Here is a 17,417-nt window from a genome sequence, read left to right as displayed (position 1 = left end):
CCCATGGCGCTCGACACCCGACACGGCGCGGAGGCCTGGAACCCGGACGAGAGCCGGGCCATTCCCCTGTCAGACGCGGCCGAGGAGGGTGCCTTGATGGACAGCGCAGGCGAGATTCGGGCGCAACCGGACGACGCGGCCGTGCCCGTCGGTAGCGAGAACATCGAGCCGGGCCGTTCGCTCGCGCTCGTCGATTTCTCGCCGCCAGCGGTCGGCGGGGGCGAGCGGCTGATCCGCTTTGCCTATCGCTTGGGCATTCCCGCCTCGATGCTCATCGCGCCGATGGGCAGGAAGACCCGCACCCGGCTGCTGGCGACCGTCAGGAACACGGTGCCCGGCAACCGCGTCGCCGGCACCGCGCTGCGCGCCGGACATTTCCTGGTGCACGGCGCCAAGACGCCGATCGCGCAAGTCGATTTCAACGGCGCTGCGCGCGTCGTCCCGCCGCTGGAAACCGTGATCCACAGCTTCTCGTGGCTGACCGACCTGGAGGCCTGCGCGGCGCGCGAGCAAGGCGTGCCGGTCGCCGAACGGATCCTTTCCGCCTGGCTCCAGGCCAACCCCGCGCCGCCGTCCCGGCCCGGCAAGGGCCCGGCCTGGACCGTCGGCTACACCGGCGCGCGGCTGTTGAACTGGCTGGTTCACGCCCCGCTGATCCTCTCGGGCGAAAAGGCGCTGCGCCTGCGCACGCTGCGCCACATCAACGAGACCGCGCGCTGGCTCGACCGCCACGTCCACCGCGCCGAGGACAACCTTGCCGAAGTCTCCGGTTGGTGCGCGGTGATCGCCGCGGGGCTACTGCTGCCCGACGGGCGCCCGCGCCGGCTTTACGGCGAGGCGGGCCTGATCAAGGCGCTGGGCGATCTGATGGGCGATGACGGCGGCGTCCTCTCGCGCAGCCCGCTGGCGCAGATGGACGCCATCGCGCTGCTGGTGCGCCTGCGCGACTGCTATCAGGCCACCCGGCGCGACCCGCCCGAGACGGTGGAGCGCGTGCTGGAGATGCTGGTGCCGCCGCTGCTGGCGCTCACCCACGGCGATGGCTCACTGGGAAGCTGGCAGGGGGCCTGGGCGGTCAGCGGCGAGGAAGTCGGCGCGCTCGTGGCCGCGAGCGGCGTGCGCACCCGCCCGCTGCGCGATGTGCGCCAGTGGGGCTACCAGCGCACCGTCGCGCGCAAGACGATCCTGCAGTTCGACGCGGCGCCGCCGCCGATGCCGGCCCATGCCCACTACGGCTGCGCCTCCACGCTCGCCTTCGAGCTGTCGCATGGCGGCCACCGCCTGATCGTCAACTGCGGCGGCGCGGCGAGCGGCGGCGGGCTCGTGCCGATCCGGCTCGAGCAGGGGCTGCGCGCCACGGCGGCGCATTCGACGCTGACGCTGGACGACGTCAACTCGACCGCGATCCTCATCAACGGCGTGATCGGCTCGGGCGTGAGCCAGGTCGATGTCGACCGCAAGACGCTCGCCGGCGAGGGCGGTTCCACCGCCACCCGGCTCGAGGCGAGCCATAACGGCTATGCCGCGCGCTATGGCCTGACACACCGCCGCATCCTGATCCTGCGCGACGACGGGACGGAACTGCGCGGTGAAGACCTGCTCCTGCCCTCGGGTCGCAAGGGGAAGCGGGGCAAGGTCGGTTTCGCGCTGCGCTTCCATCTCGGCCCCGACGTGGAAGTCAAACTGGCCGAAGACGGCCAGGGCGCGGGACTGGCCTTGCCCGACGGCTCCTACTGGCAGTTCCGCAGCGGCGCCGGGGAAGTGGCCATAGAGGACTCGCTCTGGGTCGACGGCCACGGCCGCCCGCAGGCGACGCAGCAGCTGGTGATACAGGGACTCGTCTCGCGCGGCGGCGGGAACTTCGGGTGGCTGCTCAAGAAGATGGGGTGAGGGAGGGCCGGGCGGCGGGGGGATGTCTGCCTGCCTTGGCGTAAAGAGCCCACCCCGCTGCGACTAATCCTTCCTTCGGAAGGCCAAGTCTCGCACCCCTCCCGCCTGCGGGAGGGGTGCCCGGCCCACGCCGTAACAGTCGAGGAGCGACGGTAAATGCAGTCCGTCATCATCGGCAGGCGCGGGACCTATCCGGCGACACCTTCGGCCCGAAGGCGCCGCGCCGCAAGGTCGCGGAGCTGCCTGAACTTCACCTTGCCGCTGCCCGTTGTCGCCATTTCCTCCTCGCTGAAGAACAGCAACGCTCGCGGCACCTTGTAGCTGGCGAACTGGCCTTTGAGGAACCCCATGAGCGCGTCGGTCGAAAGGTCCACGCCGTCGTGCGGGATGATGCACGAGACGACCATCTCGCCAAGCAGCGCATCGGGCACGCCGACCGTCTGCGAGCGTTTGACTCCGGGAAAGTTGGCAAGCGCAAGGTCGATCTCGATCGGTGAGACGTTGGCGCCGCCGGTCTTGATGATCTCGGTCAGGCGCCCCTCCCAGAACAGAAGGCCGCTTTCATCGACGTACCCGCCGTCGCCGGTGCAAAAGAACCCCTCATCATCGAAGGTGTTTTCGATGGTCTTGCCGACATAGCCGATCATCAGCGTCGGCCCCTTGATCGCGATCTCGCCGCGCTCACCGACGGGTACCGCGGCGCCTGTGTCCGGATCGAAGATCTTGAGGGTATTGCCTGGCAGCGGCCGACCATAACTGCCCTTGTGGACTTCCGGCGCCACATTCGCGCCGACCGCCGTGCAGATGGTCAGCGTTTCGGTGGTGCCGAACGCCGGACACAGCTTCCAGTCGGTGCGCACCGTCGGGTGGCTCATCAGGATTTCGGAGTAGGTAATGTAGTGGAGCGAGCTCAGGTCCACGGCGTCCCAGTGCGGCGAGGCCTGCAGCCGGGCCCACTGGTGGGGACGGCCATTGGGATAGCTGACCTGCTCCTTCTCCATCAGCTCCAGCGCCTCGTCGGCCTCGAACACCGGCTGCAGGACGATGGTGCCGCCGGTGGTGAGGGCATTGCCGACGACCATCGAGATGTTGCCGGACCAGAAGAAGCCGTTGCCAGTCCACGCGCGCACGGGGAAGTTCACGGGATCTATGGCGTAAATGCGCGGCCAACGCCACCACTGCAGCGCCAGCGCGCGCTGTGCGTGGACGATCCCTTTAGGCAGGTCGGTCGTGCCCGAGGAGAAAAATATCGCGCCCGTGTCCGCCGCGTGGACCGATGCCGCGCGTGCGCTCACGACCGCGTCCGGTACGGTGGCGCCAGCGGCCAGGAAATTGGCCCACTTCTGCACGATCGGCGGATCGGGTGCGGCGGGTCCCGAGACCCTGGTCACCGGCTCCAGCGCAACGAGGCGCGACAAGAACGGAAAGCTCGCGGACGCCAGGTCCTGGTGTGCCGCGGCGTCGGATATAGCCGGCTCGAGCTCGCACAACATCGCGCCAAAGTCCTTCTTGAGCACCTGGCGTTCATAGAGCAGGACCGACACTGCGCCTGATCGCAGCAGATACCCGAGTTCGGCTGCCGTGGAAAACGTACTCAGCGTGACGGTAACGCCGCCGGCCATCGCGATGCCAAAAACCGCGGCCAGATATTCGGGCCGGTTGGTCATCAGTATTCCGATGCGCGCATCCTTGCCGGCGCCTGCGGCGACGAGCGCCTTCGCGACCTCGACCGAGCGCTCCCATAGCTCAGCATACGTCCAGCTGATCCGGTCGCCATCCGGTGCCCACAACACCAGCGCCTCACGCTCGGCAAAGCGGCTCGTCACTTCGCGCGCGTAGCCGGGAATCGTCAGCGTGCCGATGCCCGGCTCATCGTCGAGCGGCGAGCCGTGGACGATCGAAGCTGCGGGCGAAAGCGGGTGGCGGATATCGGGGTCGCTCATGCCGTTTTTCCTGTCGTCGCGGTCAGGGAAGCTGGACTTGTGCAGTCCCCTTCAGGATCACGGCACCTTCCTGCGTGGTCATCGTGGTCTTCACCTCGACCGTCGGCACGCCGAACGCGGATTGTTCATGCTTGGCCACGACCTCGCCATCGACGTAGGTCACGTCCCCTTCGAAGGCAGGGCTGCGGAACTGCGTCTTCGAATGCCAGATGTAGCCATCGTGACCCGCCCAGTAGGCGATGGTGTCGAGGTGCCATGCGTTCATCGACGAGCCGTAGCCGTAGACGCCGCCCATGCCGACTTTTTCGCCCTTTTCGGGATTGATGTGACCCGAGGACGGGCCGGCGTGAAGCCCGTCGCCTTCGCGGGGATCGATCTTGCGGGCCTCGTGGTCGTACGTCATGTCGGAGCCGAAGCCAGCGTCGTCCTTCGCCGGATCGTAGACGCCGTCGGGCACGTTCCAGCGCCAGGTGCCCCAGATGTTCTGACGATGCGCGCGGCATTCGAGCGCGAAAGTCACGCGGGAATGCGGGCCGATTACCCTGCGCGGAAGTTTGTCGCCCACTTTCACCTCGACGAATCTGGGGGAGATCCCGTCACGGTTCGACTTGATCCAGGCAAGGCGGATCCGCTCGACTTCCTCCAGTTCGCTGCGCGTCCAGAGCTTGGGGGGCACATTGCCCTTGTCGTAAACCTTGCGCTTGGCCGCCTCCTCGACAAGGTAGCGGATCGAGGTCGCGCGCTCTTTGGCGACCAGCGCGCCGTGTTGATTGCGGTGAACGGTATCACCATCGGCGAACATCGTCGGGCCGGCGAAGGCAGTATCGGTCACCTTGTAGCCAGCCAAGGTGCGTTCCTGCACGAGTTTGTCGCCAGGGCGGATGGGTGTCCCGTAAAACCACCACTCCTCGCCTGCGAAAATCAGATGCGAACCCGGGATCTTGCCGACGCAGGAGGGGTGACAACCATGGCCGTAGTCCATCGCGACGGTGAAGCTTTGCGGCGCAACGATGCCGCCAAATTTGGACCGCGCGGCGAACTCCTGGTCCCAATGTAGCGGGTTGGCATAGTCCATGGCCTGAACCCAGCGGCGAATGTCGGTCGCGTTGCAGGGATCCCAGAACTCCGCGAACACGATCGGTTTGCCGATCCAATTGTCCACGTCGCTGGTATCGAGTACCGGGACAACATCGGTGGTGGTGCTCATGCTTATTCCTTCCCAGTTGCCAAGGCATGCCAGTCTTCGATGCCCGCCGGACGCAACCGCGTATGTGCCCTAGTTGCTGCGAGATCTCACGTCTCCGAGGTGCACTTGCATTTATCCGAACGGGAACCTCGCGGCGGGAATCAGTCAGTCGACGCTGGAGATCCGAGGAAACCGTCGGCCTATTCTGGGTTCGTCGGAGCCATGCCCGAACGACCGGAAAGTGGCGCCAAGTTGCGCGCGCTTCCGCTACTCCTCCAGCTCGATGTCCCAGTAGAGCCAGTCGCGCCAGGTTTCGTGGAGGTAGTTGGGCGGGAAGGCCTTGCCGCGTTCCTGGAGTTGCCAGCTCGTCGGGCGGATCGGCGGGACGAGCGGCGGCATCTTCGCCTGCTTGGGGGTGCGCCCGCCTTTCTTGAGGTTGCACGGGGCGCAGGCGGTGAGGATGTTTTCCCAGCTGGTCCGGCCGCCCAGCCGGCGGGGAATGACGTGGTCGAACGTCAGGTTGTGCGGGCTGCCGCAATACTGGCAGCTGAAACGGTCGCGCAGGAACAGGTTGAACCGGGTGAAGGCCGGAAACTCGTTCGGCTTCACATATTGCCTGAGCGCGATCACCGAGGGGACCTGCATCGTCCAGCTCGGGCTGTGGACGGCGCGGTCATAGCTGCTGACGACGTCGACCCGTTCCAGCACGATCGCCTTGATCGCGGTCTGCCAGGGCCAGAGGCTCAGCGGGTAATAGGAAAGCGGTGTGTAATCCGCATTGAGAACCAGGGCAGGGCAGTCCGAGAGACTTCGGGAGGGGTCGTCCTCCGCGCTGCGGAACCGGGCCGCGCGCTCAATCAGCTCCGACTTGAGCATGGCCCTCTGTCGCAGGCCGTCATTGCGGTTTGATGGCAGCGCATGGACGCAGTGCAGCATGAGTGCGAGTCCGCGTCAAGCCGGCAGTGGCGAGGCCCATCGACAATCCACAGCCTGCGCGTACCGTCATCCCGGACGTGATCCGGGACCGCTGGCGGTCGTTCGGCGGGGCCTCTCGGCAAGGCCGCGCGTACACATCGCTACCGGTCCCGGATCACGTCCGGGATGACGAGAGGATTCTCATCTCGTGCCAATCGTTTTAAGAGGGCCGCATGATCCGCACCCGTTTCGCCCCCAGTCCCAACGGCTCGCTGCACCTGGGCCATGCCTATGCGGCAGTAGTGGCGCATGACCTCGCCCGCGCGCGCGGCGGCCAATTCCTGCTGCGGATCGAGGACATTGACGGCGCGCGCAGCCGGCCGGAATTCGTCGAGGAATTCTTCCGCGACCTGGAATGGCTGGGCCTCGCTTGGGGCGGGGAGCCGGTGTTCCAGTCGCGCCGGCTGGCCGCCTACGCCGAGGGGGGTGAGCGCCTGAAGGCGATGGGCCTACTCTATCCCTGCCGCTGCACCCGCGCGGAAATCGCTGTCGCCGCCGCCGACTCCGGCCCCGACGGCCCCGTCTATCCGGGCACCTGCCGAGGGCGGAATGTCGATCCCGAAGGCGCGGCCTGGCGGCTCGACATGGCGCGCGCGATCGTGGCTGCCGGCCCGCTCGAATGGACCGACGAACTGGCCGGGCCGCAAGCGGCCGACCCGGCGCGCTTCGGCGATGTCGTGCTGCTGCGCAAGGATCTGCCGGCCAGCTATCACCTCGCCGCCACGCTCGACGACGCGGCGGACGGGATCACCCTCGTCACGCGCGGCGCCGACCTTTTCGCCGTGAGCCACGTCCACCGTCTGCTCCAGGCGCTGCTCGGCCTGCCAGTGCCGGTCTGGCACCATCACGCGCTGCTGGTCGAAGCGGACGGAACGAAGCTCGCCAAGCGGCGCGGCTCACCCTCCATCGCGGATCGCCGGCGCGCGGGCGAGGACGGCCGGGCGCTGGCCGATGCCCTGCGCGCCCACCGCTTCCCCGCTGGCATTTCGCTGTCTGGCAATTGGACGGCAATGGGCCTACATGGAGAGACATGAACTACATTCTTGTCCCCATCATCATCGTGCTGATGGTCATGGTCGTCGTCAGCCTCGTGCGCGGGATCATCGCCTTCATCAACAACACGAAGGAAGACCTCAACCGCAATCCCGACGCGGTCGGGGCGACGCCGAACCAGCTCCTGCAGAACAAGATGATGTTCAATCGCATCAAGTACCAGGCCGCCGCCGTGCTCGTCTGCGGTCTGCTGCTGGCCATGGCGCGCTGAAAGCGGCGCTACCCCTTGGTACGCCTCAACAAGATCTATACCCGCACCGGCGATGACGGCACCACCGGCCTTGTCGACGGATCGCGCCTGCCCAAGCATGCGGCGCGTATGGAAGCGATCGGCGCGGTGGACGAGGCGAACAGCGCGATTGGGCTGGCCGTCTGCGCGCTGGGCGGTTCGCCGCACGCCGCGACGCTGACGCGCATCCAGAACGACCTGTTCGATCTCGGCGCGGACCTTGCGACGCCGGGCGAGGATTTCACCCCCGGAGAGATGACGCTGCGCATCGTCGACGCCCAGGTCAAATGGCTCGAGACGGCGATCGACGCGATCAACGAACACCTCCAGCCGCTCAGAAGCTTCATCCTGCCCGGCGGCAGCGAAGCGGCGGCCCGCGTCCACATCGCCCGCGCCTCCGCCCGCAGCGCCGAGCGCCGCGCCGTGGCGCTTGCAGCCGCCGAGCCGGCCAACCCCGCCGCGCTCGCCTACATCAACCGCCTCAGCGACTACCTCTTCGTCCTCGCCCGGGCGGTGAATGCGAACGGCGCCGATGACGTGCTTTGGGTGCCGGGGCAGAATCGCTAGGTTCCCTCACGAAGCGCAAGCCGCTAGGCAACGCGCGAATCCGGTTCATGTGAGGGAGCATAGGCGTGCAGTCAGTCGGTATCATCGGTGCGGGCATCATGGGTTCGGGCATTGCCCAGACCGTCGCGGGCAAGGGCATGGACGTGGTCCTGACCGACGTTTCGCTAGAGATCGCCGAGAAGGGCAAGGCGGGCATCGCAAAGGGCCTGTCGAAGCTCGTCGCCAAGGAGAAGATGAGCCAGGCCGACGCCGACGCGCTGCTTGCGCGCATTACCCCGGTGGCCGACTATGCCGCGATGGCCGGCTGCGACCTCATCATCGAGGCCGCGACCGAGCGCGAGGACATCAAGGCCAGGATCTTCGAGGCCGCCGGCAAGGTGCTGGGCGCGAATGCGATTCTGGCCTCGAACACCAGCTCGATCCCGATCACCCGCATGGCCGCCGGCTCGCCCGATCCGGCGCGGTTCTGCGGGCTTCACTTCTTCAACCCGGTGCCGGTCATGGGTCTGGTCGAGGTCATCCCTGGCCTGGCCACCTCGCAGGACACCATCGAGCGCATGAAGGCCTTCGGCGAAAAGCTGGGCAAGACCGTGGTGCTGGCGGGCGACGCGCCGGGCTTCGTGGTCAACCGCATCCTGTGCCCGCTGCTGAACGAGGCGATCTTCGTGCTGGGCGAGGGGCTGGCCTCGGTCGAGGACATCGACGCCGGCATGCGGCTGGGCGCCAATCACCCGATGGGGCCGCTGACGCTGGCCGATTTCGTGGGGCTCGACACGCTCTACGAGATCATGAAGGTGTTTCAGGCGACCACCGGCGATCCCAAGTACCGCCCGGCGCCGCTGCTGCAGAAGTACGTCGAGGCGGGCTGGTACGGCCGCAAGACCGGCAAGGGCTTCTACGACTATTCGGGCGAGAAGCCGGTTCCGACACGGTAGGGCTCAGCGCTCAGGGTGAGCGGAGTTGGTGCTGAAACCAGACCCGCTCGCCCCGCCGCGCTCATGCTGAGCCTGTCGACGCATCATGCCGAGGCCGAACTTTCCTCGGGAACGCGGGAGTAGCCCGCTCGTTATCCGGTCGAAGGAGATACTCCGATGACCGCACGCCCCGACGATCTCGCTCCCGAGACGGTCAACAACGAGCAGCAGGAGGACGAAACGCAGGCCCAGTCGGTAACGGATGAGGCGCGCGTCCACTCTGTCTCCGTGCTGAGCCTCGAACAGAGCGAGAAGCTGAGCAACAGCCTCAACCCCGCGCAGGAGCAGGATCTGGTCGAACACATGCGACAGATGGACACCAGCGGTACCATCGACATGTCGGCCTATGCCGGCGAGGAAACGCACGACGATCTGGAAGGGAGGTACGGCCGGGCCGCCGCCGCCGATCCCGACCTCGGGGATGACGACAGCTGATTGCCGGCTCAGCCCTGAAACCAGAAGGCGGCGATGAGCGCCAGTCCGCCGAGCGCGACGCTATAGGCAATCCATCTCAGTTTCGGGGGCTGGGAGCCGTCAACCTTGTGAGACGTCATTCGCTTCAGGCCAATGGAGGCCCGGCGTTCGGCGGTGATGGCGATCATGGCGCCGAGCAGGATGAAGACGGTCGCGATAATGCGTGCCAGCCAAGGGGGATCGAGCTTCCCGAACAATCCCTGAAACGCCAGCCCGATGCCGATTGCGCCGAAGGCTGTCCGCATCCAGCCGCCAAAAGTCCGCTCGATGGCAAGGACCGTGCGGTCTTCGGCAAGATCGGTCCGGTCCTCCGCGAGCTCTTCGGTCTGTGCTTCGCCTTCGCTCATGTCTTGACGGCTACCATGCGGCGTCCCGGCGGCACAAGCTCATGGAGCGGGCCAGCGCTTACGTTTCCGCACCGGCCTCTCGCTTGAGGTCGTAGAGCACTTCCAGCGCATCGCGCGGGCTCAGCGCGTCCACATCCATGTCGCGCAGCTTGTCGCGCAGGGTGTCGCACTGTTCCTCGCGGTGCTCCTGCGCGGCGGCGAAGAGCGGAAGTTCGCCAAGCCCTGCCGCGAGCCCGCCGGTTTCGGCGCGGCCCTTTTCCAGCTTTTCCAGCACCGACTTCGCCCGGCTGATGACCTTGGGCGGCACGCCGGCAAGGCGCGCGACGGCAAGGCCGTAGCTGCGGTCCGCCGGGCCGTCGGCCAGTTCGTGGAGCAGGACGAGATCGCCCTTCCACTCCCGCGCGCGGACGTGGTGGAGCGACAACGCCTCGCAGGTCTCCGCCAGCCGCGCCAGCTCGTGGTAGTGTGTGGCGAAGAGGCAGCGGCAGCGGTTGGTCTCGTGCACCGCCTCCGCCACCGCCCAGGCCAGCGCCAGGCCGTCGTAAGTCGAGGTGCCGCGCCCGACCTCGTCGAGGATGACGAAGCTGCGCTCGGTCGCCTGGGCGAGGATCGCGGCGGTCTCCACCATCTCGACCATGAAGGTGGAGCGGCCGCGCGCGAGGTTGTCGGAGGCGCCTACGCGGCTGAAGAGGCGGTCGACAAGGCCGATGCGGGCGGACTTCGCCGGCACGAAGCCGCCGGCCTGCGCCAGGAGCACGATCAGCGCGTTCTGGCGCAGGAACGTGGACTTGCCGCCCATGTTGGGGCCGCCGATCAGCCAGAGCCGGTCATGGCTGGCGAGCCGGCAGTCGTTGGCGACGAAGCGCTCGCCCTGCGCCGCCAGTGCCGCCTCGACGACAGGATGGCGTCCGCCCTCGATCTCCAGAGAAAGCCCTTCGACCACCTGCGGCCGCGCCCAGCCGCCTTCGGCCGCGCGCTCGGCCTGCCCGGCGGCGACGTCGATGCGGGCGAGCGCCGCGGCGGTGCGCGCGATCTGGCGGCGCGCGGCCACCGCTTCGGCGACCAGCTCCTCGAAATGGGCTTCCTCGGCCGCGAGGGCGTGGGCGCCGGCTTCGGTGATGCGACCCGCTTCCTCATGGAGGGCAAGCGCGTTGAAGCGCATCGCGCCGGCCATGGTCTGGCGGTGCGAAAAGCCGCTGTCGGCTTCGAGCAGCTTGTCCGCGTGGCGCTGGGGCACTTCGATGAAGTAGCCGAGCACGTTGTTGTGCTTGATCTTAAGCGCGGCCACGGCGGTCTGGTCGCGATACTTCGCCTCGAGCGCGGCGATGGCGCGGCGGGCATTGCCGGCGGTTTCGCGCAGCACGTCGAGCGCGGCGTCATAGCCGGTGGCGATATAGCCGCCCTGGCCGCGTTCGGTCGGCGGCGAGGGCACCAGCGCCCGCTCGAAATGATCGACCAGCGCGCCGTGACCACCGAGATCGGGCAGCAGCGCCTCGATCAGCACCGGCAGGTCGTCACGCCGCGCAAGCCGCTCGCTGATGGCACGGGCGCCCGAGAGGCCGTCGCGCAACTGGCCGAGATCGCGCGGGCTGCCCCGTCCCGCCACCACGCGGCCCAGCGCGCGGCCCACGTCGGGCAGGGCGCGCAGCGCGGCGCGCAGGTCCTCGCGCAGCAGGGCGTCGTCGTGGAGCCATTCGACCAGTTCGAGCCGCTCGGCGATCGCGGCGCGGTCGGTCAGCGGGGCGGAGAGATCCTCGGCCAACTGCCGCGCGCCGGCGCCGGTGACGCAGCGGTCGACGGCATCGATCAGGCTCCCCCGGCGCCCGCCGGACGAGGATTCGAGGATTTCCAGGCTGGCGCGCGTCGCCTCGTCCATGGCCAGCGTCGCCTCACCCCGGCGCGCCTCGGGCGGCAGCAGCAGCGGCAGCGCGCCGCGTCCGACGTGGTCGAGATAGGCGATGAGCCCGCCCGCCGCCGCCAGCATGCCCCGCGTGAACGCGCCGAAGCCGTCGAGCGTGGCGACGCCGTGGACCAGTTTCAGCCGCTCCTCGCCGCCTTCGGAAGAGAATTCATGTCCGGAACGGCCGATGGCATCCTCGGGCGCCTCGTCCCAGCCATCGGGAACGACCAGCTCGCTCGCCCCCAGCCGCGCCAGCGCGGCGCCGAGGCGGTCGGGCGCGCACTCCTCCAGCTCCATGCGGCCGGTGGAGATGTCGCAGGCGGCGATGCCGACCGTGCCCCGCACCTCGCAGGCCGCCGCCAGCACATTGGCGCGGCGCGGCTCCAGCAGGGCTTCCTCGGTGAGCGTTCCGGCCGTGACGAAGCGCACGATGTCGCGCGCGACGAGCGCCTTGGAGCCGCCGCGCTTCCTGGCCTCGGCGGGCGTTTCGGTCTGCTCTGCAATGGCAACGCGGCATCCGCCCTTGATCAGCCGCGCCAGATAGCTTTCCGCCGAATGGACGGGCACCCCGCACATCGGGATCGGCGCGCCGTTGTGTTCGCCGCGCGTGGTGAGCGCGATATCGAGGATCGCGGCGGCCTTCTTCGCATCGTCGAAGAACAGCTCGAAGAAGTCCCCCATGCGGTAGAACAGCAGGCAATCGCCGGCTTCCTCGCGCAAGGCGAGGTACTGGGCCATCATCGGGGTCGCGCCGGACGTCATCCGCGCCAGCGTTAGCGTGCCGTTCCGGTATTTGTGAAGCGTGTCTGTCGCTCCTTTCCCCTATCGCGTCGCGACAAGATTCGTTAGGGGACCAGCCGAAAGCTGGAGGTGGCGCGTTGTCCGAGAAAAGCAGGGTTCAGTTCACCGAGCGCGAGGCGCTCTTCTATCACGAGACGATCCGTCCGGGTAAGATCGAGATCATTGCCTCGAAGCCGATGGCGACACAGCGCGATCTCAGCCTCGCCTATTCGCCCGGCGTTGCCGTGCCGGTGCAGGCCATCGCCGACGATCCGCAGACCGCGTACAACTATACCGCCAAGGGCAATCTGGTCGCGGTGATCTCGAACGGCACCGCGATTCTGGGCATGGGCAACCTCGGCGCGCTGGCCTCCAAGCCGGTGATGGAAGGCAAGGCGGTGCTGTTCAAGCGCTTCGCCGACGTCGATTCGATCGACATCGAGCTGGCCAGCGAGGATACCGATGCGCTGATCGAGGCGATCGCCATGATGGAGCCGAGCTTCGGCGGCATCAACCTGGAAGACATCAAGGCGCCCGAGTGCTTCATCATCGAGCAGGCGCTGCGCGAGCGGATGAACATCCCGGTCATGCACGACGACCAGCACGGCACCGCGATCATCGCGGCGGCCGGCCTGATAAACGCCTGCCACTTGACCGGGCGCGATCTCGACAAGATCAAGGTGGTGGTGAACGGCGCCGGCGCTTCCGCGCTGGCCTGCACCTCGCTGATGAAGTCGATGGGCGTGCGGCATGAGAACGTGCTGGTGTGCGACACGCGCGGCGTGATCTATCCCGGCCGCGAGAACGTCGACCAATTCAAGTCGGCCCACGCAGTCGCCACCGACAAGCGCACGCTTACCGAAGCGCTCGAAGGCGCCGACGTGTTCCTCGGCCTCTCGGCCAAGGGCGCGGTGACGCAGGACATGGTCAAGAAGATGGCTCCCGAGCCGATCATCTTCGCGATGGCCAACCCGGACCCCGAAATCACCCCTCCTGAGGTGAAGGCCGTGCGGCCCGACGCCATCGTCGCCACCGGCCGTTCGGACTATCCCAACCAGGTTAACAACGTGCTGGGCTTTCCCTTCATCTTCCGCGGCGCGCTCGACGTCCATGCGACCGCGATCAACGAAGAGATGAAGATCGCGGCCGCCCGCGCCATCGCCGAGCTTGCGCGCGAGCAGGTGCCTGAGGAGGTCGCCGCCGCCTATGGCGAGACGCAGCAGTTCGGCCGCGAATACATCATTCCGGCCCCCTTCGATCCGCGCCTGATGGAAGTCGTGCCCTCCGCTGTCGCCAAGGCGGCGATGGAAACGGGCGTCGCGCGCAAGCAGATCGAGGATTTCGACCTCTATCGCCAGCAATTGAAGGGCCGCCTGAATCCGACGACCTCGGTGCTCAGCCAGGTCTATGCCAAGGTCAAGGCGAACCCCAAGCGCGTGATCTTCGCGGAGGGCGAGAACGACGTCGTGCTGCGCGCCGCGGTCCAGTACCGCGAATTCGGCTACGGCGAGCCGATCCTCGTCGGCCGCACCCAGCAGGTGCTCGACAAGATGGCCGAGCTGGGCGTTGCCGATCCGGAGAGCTACCAGATCGAGAACTCGATGGTTTCCGAACACGTGGGGCCGATGGTCGAGATGCTCTACGAGCGCCTCAAGCGCCGGGGCTTCCTGCAGCGCGACGTGCAGCGCATGGTCAATACCGATCGCAACATCTTCGCCTCGAGCCTGCTCAAGCTGGGCATCGGCGATGCCATGATCACCGGCATGACCCGCCCCTTCGCGCATTCCATGCGCGACGTGCGCCGCGTGCTCGACCCGGCGGAAAGCAAGCTGCCCTTCGGCATTCATGTCATGGTTGGCAAGAACCAGACGGTGTTCCTGGCCGATACGACCATCAACGAGCGCCCGAATGCCGAGGAACTGACCATCATTGCCAAGGAGACGGCGGCGGTCGCCCGCCGGCTGGGCCACGAACCGCGCGTTGCCTTCCTCAGCTACTCGACCTTCGGCAACCCCGCCGGCCGGTGGCTCGACACGATTCGCGACGCGGTCCATATCCTCGACGAAGAGCAGCCCGGCTTCGAATACGACGGCGACATGGCGCCCGACGCCGCGCTCAACCCCAAGATCATGGCGCTCTACCCGTTCTGCCGCCTGACGGCGCCGGCGAACGTGCTGATCATGCCGGGGCTCCAGTCGGCGAACATCTCCGCCAAGCTGCTGCGCGAGATTGGCGGCACGACCGCCATCGGGCCGATGCTGCTGGGCATGGAAAAGCCGGTCCAGATCGTGCCGATGACCGCGATCGCGCCGGACGTGCTGACCAGCGCCGTGCTGGCGGCGGCGGGGATTGCGGGCTGAAGAGGAATTACAGGAGGGTGTAGTTTGTGGAAGCCATACCCTCCTGAAAGGCCGTAACAGGGATCCGGTGGAAACCCATCTGCTCCGCCTGCCGGTTCGCACCCGCCAGGGTTTTCCCGGAACCCGTGCCGCGCTCGACGCATGCGGCACGCGTGGAAGCGCGTCAACGTAGCGCGTCCTGCCACTGATAGGGCCGTTTCGGCGGGCGACCTCGGCCTTCGAGGTCGTGATCCATGAGTCTTTCGTGCCGATGAGCGATCTTCCCACCATCGCGGGGTAATCCGACTTGGCCGATTTCCTTTTGCCATCGGCAGCGACATTGATCGTGATCGGCCGCTCATCGCCGTCACCCGTGCAACTTTTCGAAAGCGCGAATCGTCCTTGTTGCAGTAAAGTGCGTTAACTGATGCAACTGCCATGGTGCCGACAGGCAAGACAGCCCGAGCGACCGAGGAGGTACATTGCGGCTGTTACTGATCAATCATCGCTACTTCGTGGCGAGCGGCGCGGAGCGATACCTGTTCAACGTCGAACGCGTGTTGCGGCGCGCCGGCCACGAGACGGCAGTCTTCTCCATCGATTACGATGAGAACGAGCCAAGCGACTGGTCCGGCTATTTCACGTCGCCGATCGGCAGGCGGGACGAGGTCTATTTCGACGAACACCGCCGCCATCCCGCCACATATGCCAAGACCATAGCCCGCCTGTTCTACTCGAGGGAAGTCGAACGCGATCTGGCGCGTCTGATCGAAGCGTTCCGGCCCGATGCCGCCTATGTGATGCTGTTCCTGCGAAAGCTGTCCCCTTCCATCCTCGTCGCGCTTCGCAAGGCGGGAGTGCCGATCGTCGTCAGGGTATCGGACTATGGCTTTCTGTGTGCCGAGCACCATTTCCTGCGCGACGGGAAGATGTGCACCCAGTGCCTCGGCGGCCGGCTGTTGCCCGGCGTCGTGCATGGCTGCGTTCACGGCAGCCGGGCGATATCGGCGCTGGACGCGGCGGCCACATGGTTTCACCGCAGGCGCGGCTATTTCGACCTTGTCGACCGGTTCGTGACGACCAATCCCTTCCTGACGAAGATGATGGTCCAGGGCGGTTTTGCCCCTGACAGGCTGACCTGTATCCCCACCTTTGCCGACGAGACCATTTTCGTCCCTCGCGGCGCCGGTTCGGCGGACTACCTGCTCTATGCTGGGCGCCTCGATCCCTCCAAGGGGCTGGAGACACTGATAGACGCCATGGCGATCCTCAAGCGCCGCATGGGCACGCCGCCGCGACTGCGCATCGTGGGAGGGCCGCAATACGAGGAATATGAAAGAGCACTGGTGCGGCGCAGCCAAAAGGCCGGTCTGGACGACTGCATACGCTTCGAAAAACCCGTCGCGGTCGAAGCGGTCGCCGAACTGGTGAGCAACGCGATCGCTTCGGTCATCCCCTCGCTCTGGTTCGAGAATTTGCCCAACTTCTACCTTGAGAGCATTTCTGCCGGCGTGCCCGTCATTGCTTCGGACCTCGGCTCGCTTGCCGCGGCCATCCGGGATGGCGAGGACGGCCTGCTGTTCCGCCCGGGCGATCCCGCCGCGCTGGCCGGCTGCATAGAACGGCTGCTGTCGGACGCGGCGCTGGATGCACGCCTGCGCCGCGCCGGCCCGCGCAAGGCGCAGGCGGACTATTCCGCCCGGCGGCACCTGCAATTGCTGACGGACCTTTTCAGTGAAGTCATCGCTGCCCGCTAGGGCGAATTGAGCCTTGCGAATTCGATGCCCGACTGCCCCTGATAGCCGCCGCTCCGCCAAAGCCGGCCGATCAGGCCCTTTGCTGCCGAAACCGGCAGCGCCCCCGCAAGCATGGCGAAAAAGACGGGATCGTATCGCATGATCGAAAGCGCCAGCCCTGCCACCTCATGGATGCGCCCGCTTCGGATCGCGCGGTGGAAGAGCAGGCGGCTCAGGCGATTGCGGCCGGACCGGAAGGCGCGCTCAAGCTCGGGGTGGCGGGGCGACAGATCGGCGGTGCACAGATCCCGCGAACGCAGCATCTGCAGCACATCGCTCGACATATTTTCGGGAAGGTCGCGATAGCCCGTCAGCGGTTCGGCAACAACGCCGAAGTGGTAACGTTCAGCGATCTCGAAATAGAGCTTCCAATCCTCGCAGCCCTGCCCGCCGCGTGCGCGCAAGGTGGGATCGTAGCCGCCGGCACGATCGAACGCCTCACGCCTGATCAGGGCCGAACTGCCGTTGCCGATGAAGTTATGGAAGGCGAGCGCCGCGAGGACGTCGCCCTCATGCCGAGGTCTATGGCGAAGCTGCACGACGCGCGAATGCCGGTCAATCAGAGCGAACCAGCTGTAGACGAGGCCGAGCTTCTCTCCGCCCTCTCGAAAGACGCGCAATTGCCGCTCGATCTTCGCCGGATGCCACAGGTCGTCGGCATCGAGCGGTGCAAGGAACGCCCCGCCAGAGGCCGCGATACCTGCGTTGCGCGCGGCCGCGACGCCTGCGTTCGGCTGGCTCAGCAACCGGATACGTCGATCGGTCGCGGCGTGGGCCAGGACGATTTGCGCGGTTTCGTCGGTGGAGCCGTCATCGACGACGAGGATCTCCAGGTCGGCATGGGTCTGTGCGCCGACGCTTTCCAGCGTCTCTGCGATCGTCCGACCCGCATTGTGGGCCGGTATGACGACCGATACCGTGCTGTTTCCCATCAAGGGCAAGAACGTCTCCTATCCGCTCTCTT

General features: G+C 66.8%; 14 protein-coding genes. 8 read left to right on the top strand and 6 right to left on the bottom strand.

The window, feature by feature from the left end; genetic code table 11:
* The first annotated feature begins 3 nt into the window (after positions 1-3).
* Positions 4-1,890 (top strand): heparinase II/III family protein, encoded by a 1,887-nt coding sequence (locus IEX32_RS02470; protein ID WP_188768014.1) that lies wholly within the window; start codon positions 4-6, stop codon positions 1,888-1,890.
* A gap of 188 nt (positions 1,891-2,078) precedes the next feature.
* Here IEX32_RS02470 and IEX32_RS02465 read toward each other — a convergent pair whose 3' ends face one another.
* The 3 genes from IEX32_RS02465 to IEX32_RS02455 all read right to left on the bottom strand — a co-directional run bounded on the left by IEX32_RS02465 (position 2,079) and on the right by IEX32_RS02455 (position 5,895).
* A complete protein-coding gene (locus IEX32_RS02465; RefSeq protein ID WP_188768004.1) occupies positions 2,079-3,833 on the bottom strand; it encodes a class I adenylate-forming enzyme family protein in 1,755 nt (584 codons plus the stop codon).
* 22 nt (positions 3,834-3,855) lie between these two features.
* Positions 3,856-5,040 (bottom strand): FAS1-like dehydratase domain-containing protein, encoded by a 1,185-nt coding sequence (locus IEX32_RS02460; RefSeq protein WP_188768002.1) that lies wholly within the window; start codon positions 5,038-5,040, stop codon positions 3,856-3,858.
* 246 nt (positions 5,041-5,286) lie between these two features.
* A complete protein-coding gene (locus IEX32_RS02455; protein WP_188768000.1) occupies positions 5,287-5,895 on the bottom strand; it encodes an HNH endonuclease in 609 nt (202 codons plus the stop codon).
* A gap of 272 nt (positions 5,896-6,167) precedes the next feature.
* On the opposite strand from IEX32_RS02455, the gene gluQRS reads away from it, so the two are divergent.
* The 5 genes from gluQRS (at position 6,168) to IEX32_RS02430 (ending at position 9,252) form a co-directional block, all read left to right on the top strand.
* Positions 6,168-7,028, top strand: coding sequence for a tRNA glutamyl-Q(34) synthetase GluQRS (gene gluQRS, locus IEX32_RS02450; RefSeq protein ID WP_188767998.1), 861 nt, complete (start codon positions 6,168-6,170; stop codon positions 7,026-7,028).
* Positions 7,025-7,258, top strand: a complete 234-nt coding sequence (locus tag IEX32_RS02445) for an HIG1 domain-containing protein (protein ID WP_188767996.1) — start codon at positions 7,025-7,027, stop codon at positions 7,256-7,258. Before gluQRS ends, IEX32_RS02445 begins: the two co-directional genes overlap by 4 nt.
* A 15-nt stretch (positions 7,259-7,273) precedes the next feature.
* Positions 7,274-7,843 (top strand): cob(I)yrinic acid a,c-diamide adenosyltransferase, encoded by a 570-nt coding sequence (locus IEX32_RS02440; RefSeq protein ID WP_188767995.1) that lies wholly within the window; start codon positions 7,274-7,276, stop codon positions 7,841-7,843.
* 65 nt (positions 7,844-7,908) lie between these two features.
* Positions 7,909-8,778 (top strand): 3-hydroxyacyl-CoA dehydrogenase family protein, encoded by an 870-nt coding sequence (locus tag IEX32_RS02435; RefSeq protein WP_188767992.1) that lies wholly within the window; start codon positions 7,909-7,911, stop codon positions 8,776-8,778.
* A 156-nt stretch (positions 8,779-8,934) separates the two neighbouring features.
* Complete coding sequence (locus IEX32_RS02430) at positions 8,935-9,252, top strand: hypothetical protein (protein WP_188767991.1); 318 nt, start codon at positions 8,935-8,937, stop codon at positions 9,250-9,252.
* Between the two features lie 8 nt (positions 9,253-9,260).
* On the opposite strand, the gene IEX32_RS02425 is transcribed toward IEX32_RS02430, so the two are convergent.
* Together IEX32_RS02425 and mutS are read right to left on the bottom strand one after the other, a co-directional pair.
* Positions 9,261-9,638: a YidH family protein gene (locus IEX32_RS02425; RefSeq protein WP_188767989.1), complete on the bottom strand. Its 378-nt coding sequence runs from the start codon at positions 9,636-9,638 to the stop codon at positions 9,261-9,263.
* Between the two features lie 58 nt (positions 9,639-9,696).
* Entirely contained in the window at positions 9,697-12,300 is a 2,604-nt protein-coding gene (mutS, locus tag IEX32_RS02420; protein WP_188767988.1) for a DNA mismatch repair protein MutS, read from the bottom strand.
* Positions 12,301-12,416: 116 nt separating this feature from the next.
* Between mutS and IEX32_RS02415 the strand changes: the two genes are divergently transcribed.
* Positions 12,417-14,678: an NADP-dependent malic enzyme gene (locus IEX32_RS02415; RefSeq protein ID WP_188767987.1), complete on the top strand. Its 2,262-nt coding sequence runs from the start codon at positions 12,417-12,419 to the stop codon at positions 14,676-14,678.
* Between the two features lie 461 nt (positions 14,679-15,139).
* Positions 15,140-16,414 (top strand): glycosyltransferase, encoded by a 1,275-nt coding sequence (locus IEX32_RS02410; protein ID WP_188767986.1) that lies wholly within the window; start codon positions 15,140-15,142, stop codon positions 16,412-16,414.
* Here IEX32_RS02410 and IEX32_RS02405 read toward each other — a convergent pair.
* A complete protein-coding gene (locus IEX32_RS02405) occupies positions 16,411-17,385 on the bottom strand; it encodes a glycosyltransferase family 2 protein (protein ID WP_188768203.1) in 975 nt (324 codons plus the stop codon). The two genes, IEX32_RS02410 and IEX32_RS02405, sit on opposite strands and share 4 nt — an antisense overlap.
* Positions 17,386-17,417 lie beyond the last annotated feature (32 nt).

This window comes from Novosphingobium endophyticum, from assembly GCF_014640675.1.
Lineage (GTDB): Bacteria > Pseudomonadota > Alphaproteobacteria > Sphingomonadales > Sphingomonadaceae > Novosphingobium > Novosphingobium endophyticum.
This window is presented reverse-complemented; position numbering and strand designations above follow the sequence as displayed.

Excerpts from the sequence above, each read along its gene's own strand:
- IEX32_RS02445 (WP_188767996.1), top strand. The coding sequence starts at position 7,025 with ATGAACTACATTCTTGTCCCCATCATCATCGTGCTGATGGTCATGGTC.
- gluQRS (WP_188767998.1), top strand. The coding sequence starts at position 6,168 with ATGATCCGCACCCGTTTCGCCCCCAGTCCCAACGGCTCGCTGCACCTG.
- IEX32_RS02425 (WP_188767989.1), bottom strand. The coding sequence starts at position 9,638 with ATGAGCGAAGGCGAAGCACAGACCGAAGAGCTCGCGGAGGACCGGACC.
- IEX32_RS02455 (WP_188768000.1), bottom strand. The coding sequence starts at position 5,895 with ATGCTCAAGTCGGAGCTGATTGAGCGCGCGGCCCGGTTCCGCAGCGCG.
- IEX32_RS02405 (WP_188768203.1), bottom strand. The coding sequence starts at position 17,385 with ATGGGAAACAGCACGGTATCGGTCGTCATACCGGCCCACAATGCGGGT.
- mutS (WP_188767988.1), bottom strand. The coding sequence starts at position 12,300 with ATGACGTCCGGCGCGACCCCGATGATGGCCCAGTACCTCGCCTTGCGC.
- IEX32_RS02430 (WP_188767991.1), top strand. The coding sequence starts at position 8,935 with ATGACCGCACGCCCCGACGATCTCGCTCCCGAGACGGTCAACAACGAG.
- IEX32_RS02465 (WP_188768004.1), bottom strand. The coding sequence starts at position 3,833 with ATGAGCGACCCCGATATCCGCCACCCGCTTTCGCCCGCAGCTTCGATC.
- IEX32_RS02460 (WP_188768002.1), bottom strand. The coding sequence starts at position 5,040 with ATGAGCACCACCACCGATGTTGTCCCGGTACTCGATACCAGCGACGTG.
- IEX32_RS02470 (WP_188768014.1), top strand. The coding sequence starts at position 4 with ATGGCGCTCGACACCCGACACGGCGCGGAGGCCTGGAACCCGGACGAG.